This is a genomic window from Inquilinus limosus MP06 (genome assembly GCF_000767795.1).
Classification (GTDB): Bacteria; Pseudomonadota; Alphaproteobacteria; order DSM-16000; family Inquilinaceae; genus Inquilinus; species Inquilinus limosus_E.
In genome coordinates, this window is record NZ_JANX01000364.1 from 1 (window position 1) to 6,257 (window position 6,257).

6 protein-coding genes are annotated in these 6,257 nt (G+C 69.5%); 5 read left to right on the forward strand and 1 reads right to left on the reverse strand.

From position 1 onward, the window contains the following. Positions 1-28: 28 nt before the first annotated feature. On the reverse strand, positions 29-892 hold the full coding sequence (locus P409_RS22965; RefSeq protein ID WP_202964771.1) for an alpha/beta fold hydrolase: 864 nt from the start codon (positions 890-892) through the stop codon (positions 29-31). A 143-nt stretch (positions 893-1,035) separates the two neighbouring features. On the opposite strand from P409_RS22965, the gene P409_RS22970 reads away from it, so the two are divergent. The 5 genes from P409_RS22970 to P409_RS22990 all read left to right on the forward strand — a co-directional run bounded on the left by P409_RS22970 (position 1,036) and on the right by P409_RS22990 (position 6,183). Then, complete coding sequence (locus P409_RS22970; protein ID WP_034844177.1) at positions 1,036-1,407, forward strand: winged helix-turn-helix transcriptional regulator; 372 nt, start codon at positions 1,036-1,038, stop codon at positions 1,405-1,407. Positions 1,408-1,745: 338 nt separating this feature from the next. After that, entirely contained in the window at positions 1,746-2,780 is a 1,035-nt protein-coding gene (locus tag P409_RS22975) for a substrate-binding domain-containing protein (protein ID WP_034844179.1), read from the forward strand. Between the two features lie 64 nt (positions 2,781-2,844). Continuing rightward, positions 2,845-4,404, forward strand: coding sequence for a sugar ABC transporter ATP-binding protein (locus P409_RS22980; protein ID WP_034844181.1), 1,560 nt, complete (start codon positions 2,845-2,847; stop codon positions 4,402-4,404). Beyond that, positions 4,401-5,372 carry an ABC transporter permease gene (locus P409_RS22985; RefSeq protein ID WP_052121235.1) on the forward strand — a complete coding sequence of 324 codons (972 nt, stop codon included), beginning with the start codon at positions 4,401-4,403 and terminating at the stop codon, positions 5,370-5,372. Before P409_RS22980 ends, P409_RS22985 begins: the two co-directional genes overlap by 4 nt. A gap of 7 nt (positions 5,373-5,379) precedes the next feature. Continuing rightward, positions 5,380-6,183, forward strand: a complete 804-nt coding sequence (locus tag P409_RS22990) for a sugar-binding transcriptional regulator (protein WP_052121236.1) — start codon at positions 5,380-5,382, stop codon at positions 6,181-6,183. Positions 6,184-6,257: the final 74 nt, after the last annotated feature.

The window sequence follows — 6,257 nt, forward strand, 5'->3', positions numbered from 1 at the left end:
CCTTTCCCACCCCCGCAAAAGCGGTCGTTCACAGCGCGTCGATCCAGGCGGCCAGCGCGGCGTTCACGTCGTGGCTGCGGTCCTGCATGATCCAGTGACCCGCGCCGGACCACAGCTCGACCTTCGACTTCGGGTGCTGGAACCACGGCCGCATGCGGCCGGCCTGGGCCGGATCGCGGCACAAATGATAGACCGGCACCGTCAGGCTCCGGCAGAACGTCGCGCTCGCCTCGTCCAGGCCCACCTGGCCGGCGCCGAAGAACAGCGGGCCGAAGGATTCGCGCACGACATGCGGCGGCATCCCCTGGGCGCGCCTCGCATGCCAGCGCCTGTAGGCCGGATCGGTCGCGGGGTCGTAGACCAGTTGGAACAGGGCCGGGACCACCGCGCCAGGATCACCGATGGTCAGATCATGGACCGTCTTTTCGAAGAGCCGCGCGGCGTCGCCGGAAAAGCCGAGCGCGCCGTCGACGGACACCACGGCCTCGACCAGGTCCGGCCGCCTGGCGGCGAGACGGGCGGCGATCTGCCCGCCCATCGAATGCCCCACGACGACGAATCTCTGGCCGGGGTAGCCGGTCGAGATCAACGCCTCGATGTCGGCGACGTAGTCGGCCGGCGTGTAGGCGCCCGGCGGCATGACCTCGGACCTGCCGTGCCCCCGCAGGTCGGCGGCGACGACACGGTACCGGCTCTCGAGCGCCGGCAGCTGCCAGCTCCAGTCATGGGAATCGCAGGTCCAGCCGTGCAGCAGCATGACGTTCCGGCCCGTGCCGGTGTCCGTCGCGAACAGCTTCGCCGTGGAGCCGGCGGCCGCGCGGGCCTCGCCGCGGCCCTGGGTGACCGCGACCGCCGCCGCGCCGGCGAGTGCCAGCATCCTACGCCGGGACACGCCGTGCCGTCCTGCGTCCATTCTCGATCCTCCGTGGTGCCCCGGCCCGCCAATCGGGTTCCGGTTGCCGCGAAAGGTATCCATCGGATATCTACGGTCAATTACGCACCTCCAGGTGCGCAGGTATATGCGGGGATATCGGGATGGCATGCCAAGTCGACGCGGTGTTCTTCGCGGACTGCGCCGCACGCTCCTTCTTCGATCAGGTCGCCAACAAATGGTCGGTGATGATCCTCACCCTGCTCAGCGAGAAGCCGACCCGCTTCAACGAGATTAGGCGGAGGCTGGAGGGCGTCACGCACAAGGCGCTGACGCAGGCCCTGCGGCGGCTGGAGCGCAACGGGCTGGTCGCCCGCACGGTCCTTCCCACCTCGCCGGTCGCGGTCGAGTACTCGATCACCGATCTCGGCCGCACCCTGCAGGTCCCGTTCGGCGCGGTGTATGAATGGGCGATCAACCACCTGCACGAGATCGAGCAGGCGCAGGAGACCTATGACGGACGGGCGGACCGATAGGCCGGGCCTTTTCCAAAATTTCCCATACCGTCATTGCGAGCGCAGCGAAGCAATCCAGGGGCCGGTGCGCACCGGCCCCTGGATTGCTTCGTCGGCTTCGCCTCCTCGCAATGACGATGAGGGGCGGGAGGAGCATCGGCGTTCGCGATGACGTCCATCCATGAACCACCGGCCCAGGGGCGTGCCATCCGGCGCGCCCCTTTTTCGTGACCCCCCGACAAACCGCTTGACGCCGCCAGCAAACCCCGCTTTCTTGAACGGAAGAAATTTCAGTCATTGAAATATACATCAACAACCGGCCGCGCAGGGACGCCGCCGGGCCTAGGGGAGGATGAAAGATGACGACACTTCGCGCACGATTCCTGGCGGGCGCCGCCCTGGCGATGGCCCTGTCCGGCGCTGCGATGGCGCCGGCGAATGCCGCGGAGCCGTTCCGCTGCGCCCCGGGCGAGCTCTACGCCATGAACGTGATGGTCTCGGGCGTCGAGTACTGGTTCCCGGTCTATGAGATGTTCAAGCAGGCCGGCAAGCAGATGGGCTGCGAGACCATCTACACCGGCACGCCGGACTACGACGTGACCAAGCAGATCGCCAGCTTCGACCAGATCCTGGCCCGCCAGCCCAAGGGCATCCTGGTGCATCCGATGAACTCCGACCCGTTCATCGAGCCGATCAACCGCGCCATCGAGCAGGGCACGGCGATCGTCACCTTCGCCGCGGATTCGCCGAACTCGAACCGCACCGCCTTCATCACCTCGAACAACGACCTCGAGGGCAAGGGCGCGGCCGACGCGGTGGCCGAGGCGATGGGCGGCAAGGGCGAATACGCCGTGCTGGAGAATCCCGGCCAGGACAATCATGACCGCCGCGTCGCCGCCTTCATCAAGCGGATGGAGGAGAAGTGGCCGGACATGAAGCTGGTGGCCCGCGCCGCCTCGAACCAGGACCCGAACAAGGCCTACCAGGCCGTCCTGTCGATGGCCCAGGCCAACCCCAATCTCGGCGCCATCTTCATGCCGGAGGCGAACTCCGCCCTCGGCGCCGCCCAGGCCAGCGTCGAGCTCGGCGGCAAGATCAAGGTCATGACCGCCGACGTGAACGCCAAGATCCTCGACATGATCAAGGCCGGCCAGGTCTTCGGCTCGGTCAACCCGAACCAGGGCATGCAGGGCTATATGGGCTTCATGGCGCTGTACCTCGCCGCCCATCCCGACCTGATCGACCCGATGAACGATGCCAAGAGCGCCGGCAAGAACCCGATGGCGATCCCGTTCATCGACAACGGCTATGCCGTGGTCACCGCGGCCAATGCCGACGACTTCTACTGGGACAAGTACCTGAAGCGCCGCGGCACCAAGGGCATCGAGGAATAAAAGCTGCCCGACTGCCGGCCGGGACCGCCCCGGCCGGCCTCCGCGACCCAGGAAGGCCGTCGACGTGACCGCTCCGCCGCTTCTCTCCGTCCACGACATCGCCAAGAGCTTCGGCCCGGTCCGCGCGCTGTCCGGCGTGCGGTTCGAGCTGCAGGCCGGCGAGGTGCACGCCCTGATGGGCGAGAACGGCGCCGGCAAGTCGACGCTGATGAACGTGCTGGGCGGCGTGCACCAGCCCGACCGCGGCACGGTCAGCCTGGACGGCAGGCCGGTGCGGATCCCCAGCCCGGCCGCGGCCCAGGCGCTGGGCATCGGGCTGGTGCATCAGGAGATCGCGCTGTGCCCCGATGCCACGGTGGCCGAGAACATCTTCATGGCCGAGACCAACAGCCGCCGCGGCCTGCGGCGCGGCCTGTGGATGGACACGCGCGACCTGAAGCGGCGGGCCGAGGCGGTGCTGGCCAGCCTGCACCCGGTGCCGGTCGACGTCCGGGCCGGCGAGCTGCCGATCGCCAGCCAGCAGATCGTCGAGATCGCCAAGGCCCTGACCCTGAACTGCCGGGTGCTGATCCTGGACGAGCCGACGGCGGCGCTGACCGAGGCGGAGGCTGAGGCGCTGTTCGCCATCATCCGCGGCCTGCAGGCCCGCGGCATCGGCATCATCTATATCAGCCACCGGATGGCCGAGATCTTCGCCATCGCCGACCGCATCACCGTGTTCCGCGACGGCGCCTATGTCGAGACGCTGCCGACCGCGGCGACGACGCCGGAGCAGGTGGCGGCGAAGATGGTCGGGCGGCCGCTCTTGGACCTGTACCCGCCGCGCCGCGGCCCGGCCGTCGCGGCCCCGCTGCTGAAGGTCGAGGGCCTGTCCGACGGCGGCCTCGTCCGCGATGTCGGCTTCGAGGTCCGCCCCGGCGAGATCGTCGGCCTCGGCGGGCTGATCGGCTCCGGCCGCACCGAGACGGTGCAGGCGATCTGCGGCTTGGGGCCGCGCGCGACCGGCCGCGTGGTCTGCGACGGCGCCGAGGTGCCGGCGGACGACTATCCGGCAGCCGTCCGGCAGGGGCTGGCCTATCTCAGCGAAGACCGCAAGGGCAACGGCGTCTTCCTCGACCTGCCGATCGCCCAGACCATCTCGTCGCTGGATCTGCGGCGCGTCTCCGGCCGGCTCATGGTCAGCCGCCGGCGCGAGGCGGCGCTGGCCGAGAGCATGCGCCAGCGCCTGGGCATCCGCTGCGCCAGCGTGCAGCAGCCGGTGGCGACGCTCAGCGGCGGCAACCAGCAGAAGGTGGCGCTGGCCCGGCTGCTGGCGGTCGACCCCCGCGTGCTGTTCGTCGACGAGCCGACGCGCGGCGTCGACATCGGCGCCAAGGCCCAGATCTACGCCATCCTGCGCGAGCTCGCCGACCAGGGCGCCGGCATCGTCGCCATCTCGTCGGAGCTGCCGGAGCTGATCGGCATCAGCGACCGCATCCTGGTCCTGCATGAGGGCCGCCTGGCCGGCGAGCTCAAGGCCCACGAGATGACCGAGGAGGCGATCATGCACCTGGCCTCCGGCCTCGGGTTCCAGGACCACCAACAGGGCGCGCCGCGCCGTGCCGCCATGGGAGACATCAGATGAGCACGGCCGCCGTGACGCCGATGATGCGCGTCGTCCGGGTCCGCGAATTCGGCCTCCTGGCCATCATCGCCCTGCTGTTCGTGGCGATGAGCTTCGCCTCGCCCTATTTCCTGACCCTCGCCAACATGCGGGCGATCCTGCTGTCCTTCTCGATCGAGGGGATCGTGGTCATCGGCATGACCATCCTGCTGATCGTCGGCGGCATCGACCTGTCGGTCGGGTCGGTGGTCTGCCTGTCGATGGTGATCGGCGGCACGCTGTTCCTGGCGGGCCTCGACCCGTGGTCGGCCAGCCTGATCGCGGTCGCGGCCTGCGGCGCCATCGGCTTCCTGATGGGGCTGTGCGTCACCCGCATCGGGCTGCACTTCTTCATCGTGTCGCTGGCCTTCATGGTGATCACCCGCGGCCTCAGCCTGCTGCTGACCCAGGGCACGCCGCAGTCGCTGTTCTCGCTGCCGAAGGAGTTCAAGTTCGTCGGCCAGGGCAGTATCGGCGGCCTGCCCTTCGTGATCCTGATCTTCCTGGCGCTGATCGCCGTGTTCGACGTGCTGCTGCGCAAGTCGGTGCTGTTCCGGCGGGTCTACTACACCGGCAGCAATGAGAAGGCGGCCCGCTTCTCCGGCATCGACACCAAGCGCACCAAGATCATCTGCGCCACTTTGTGCAGCACGCTGGCCGGCGTCGCCGGGGTGATCTACATGGCCCGCTTCGGCGCGGCCACTCCGCAATTCGGCGTCGGCATGGAGCTCAGCGTGATCGCCGCCGCGGTGATCGGCGGGGCGAGCCTGAACGGCGGGTCCGGCACCATCGCCGGCGCGGTGCTGGGGGCGGCCCTGCTGTCGCTGGTCACCTCCTCGCTGATCCTGCTCAACGTGCCGGTGTACTGGCAGGACATCATCCGCGGCGCCATCCTGCTGGTGGCGGTGACGATCGATCACCTCCTCAACACGCACAAGGCCCGAGGCTGAGACACCGATGCCGCGCCCGCTCTACAGCGAAGCCGAGAGACTGCGAAACATCCATCGCGTCCTCGTCATGTTCTACCAGGAGCACCGCTCCCAGGCCGAGATCGCGGCCGAGATCGGCATCTCCCCCGCCACCGTCAACCGCATGATCCGGGAGGGGCATGAGCGCGGGCTGGTCGACATCCGCATCCGCTCGCCCTTCGATGCGGAGGAGGGGCTGTCGGCGGCGCTGAAGCGCCTCGGCGGGCTCGATTCGGCGGTGGCGGTGCCCGCGGTGTCGACCGATCCGGCGATCGTGCTGAAGGCGGCGGCGGAGGCGGCGGCGACCACGTTGCTGGAAGGCCTGGCCGACGGCATGACCATCGCCGTCTCCGGCGGCGTCGCCCTCTGCGCCACGATCGAGGCGCTGGCGCCGCCGCGGGCCTATGACGTCCGCGTGGTGCCGGCCACCGGCGGCGTCCAGGGCAAGTTCCGCACCGACGTCAACCACGTCGCCGTCGCCCTGGCCGAGAAGCTGGGCGGCACCGCCTACCAGTTGCACGCCCCGATCTTCGCGGCGAACGAGGCGGAGCGGGCGGCGCTGCTGTCGGTGTCGACCATCCGCGGCGTGCTCGACATGGCGCGCTCGGCCGATGTCGCCCTGTTCGGCATCGGCTCGGTGCGCGACGAGCACGCCACCTACCTGACCCTGTCGGACACCGCCGACCGCGGCGCGATCGAGCGGGTGGGGGCGGAGGCGGAACTGCTGGCCCATCTGCTCGACCGCGGCGGCCGCCCTTGCGACCACCCGTCGAACCGCCGGCTGTGGCGCTGACGCTGGGCGAGCTGGCCGGGATCCCGCGGCGCATCGCGGTCGCGTCGGGCGCCGCAAGGCCGAGGCGATCGCGG

What these genes read in the sequence shown, in the direction of transcription:
- P409_RS22970 (WP_034844177.1), top strand. Translation starts at nt 1,036, where the DNA reads ATGGCATGCCAAGTCGACGCGGTGTTCTTCGCGGACTGCGCCGCACGC.
- P409_RS22975 (WP_034844179.1), top strand. Translation starts at nt 1,746, where the DNA reads ATGACGACACTTCGCGCACGATTCCTGGCGGGCGCCGCCCTGGCGATG.
- P409_RS22985 (WP_052121235.1), top strand. Translation starts at nt 4,401, where the DNA reads ATGAGCACGGCCGCCGTGACGCCGATGATGCGCGTCGTCCGGGTCCGC.
- P409_RS22990 (WP_052121236.1), top strand. Translation starts at nt 5,380, where the DNA reads ATGCCGCGCCCGCTCTACAGCGAAGCCGAGAGACTGCGAAACATCCAT.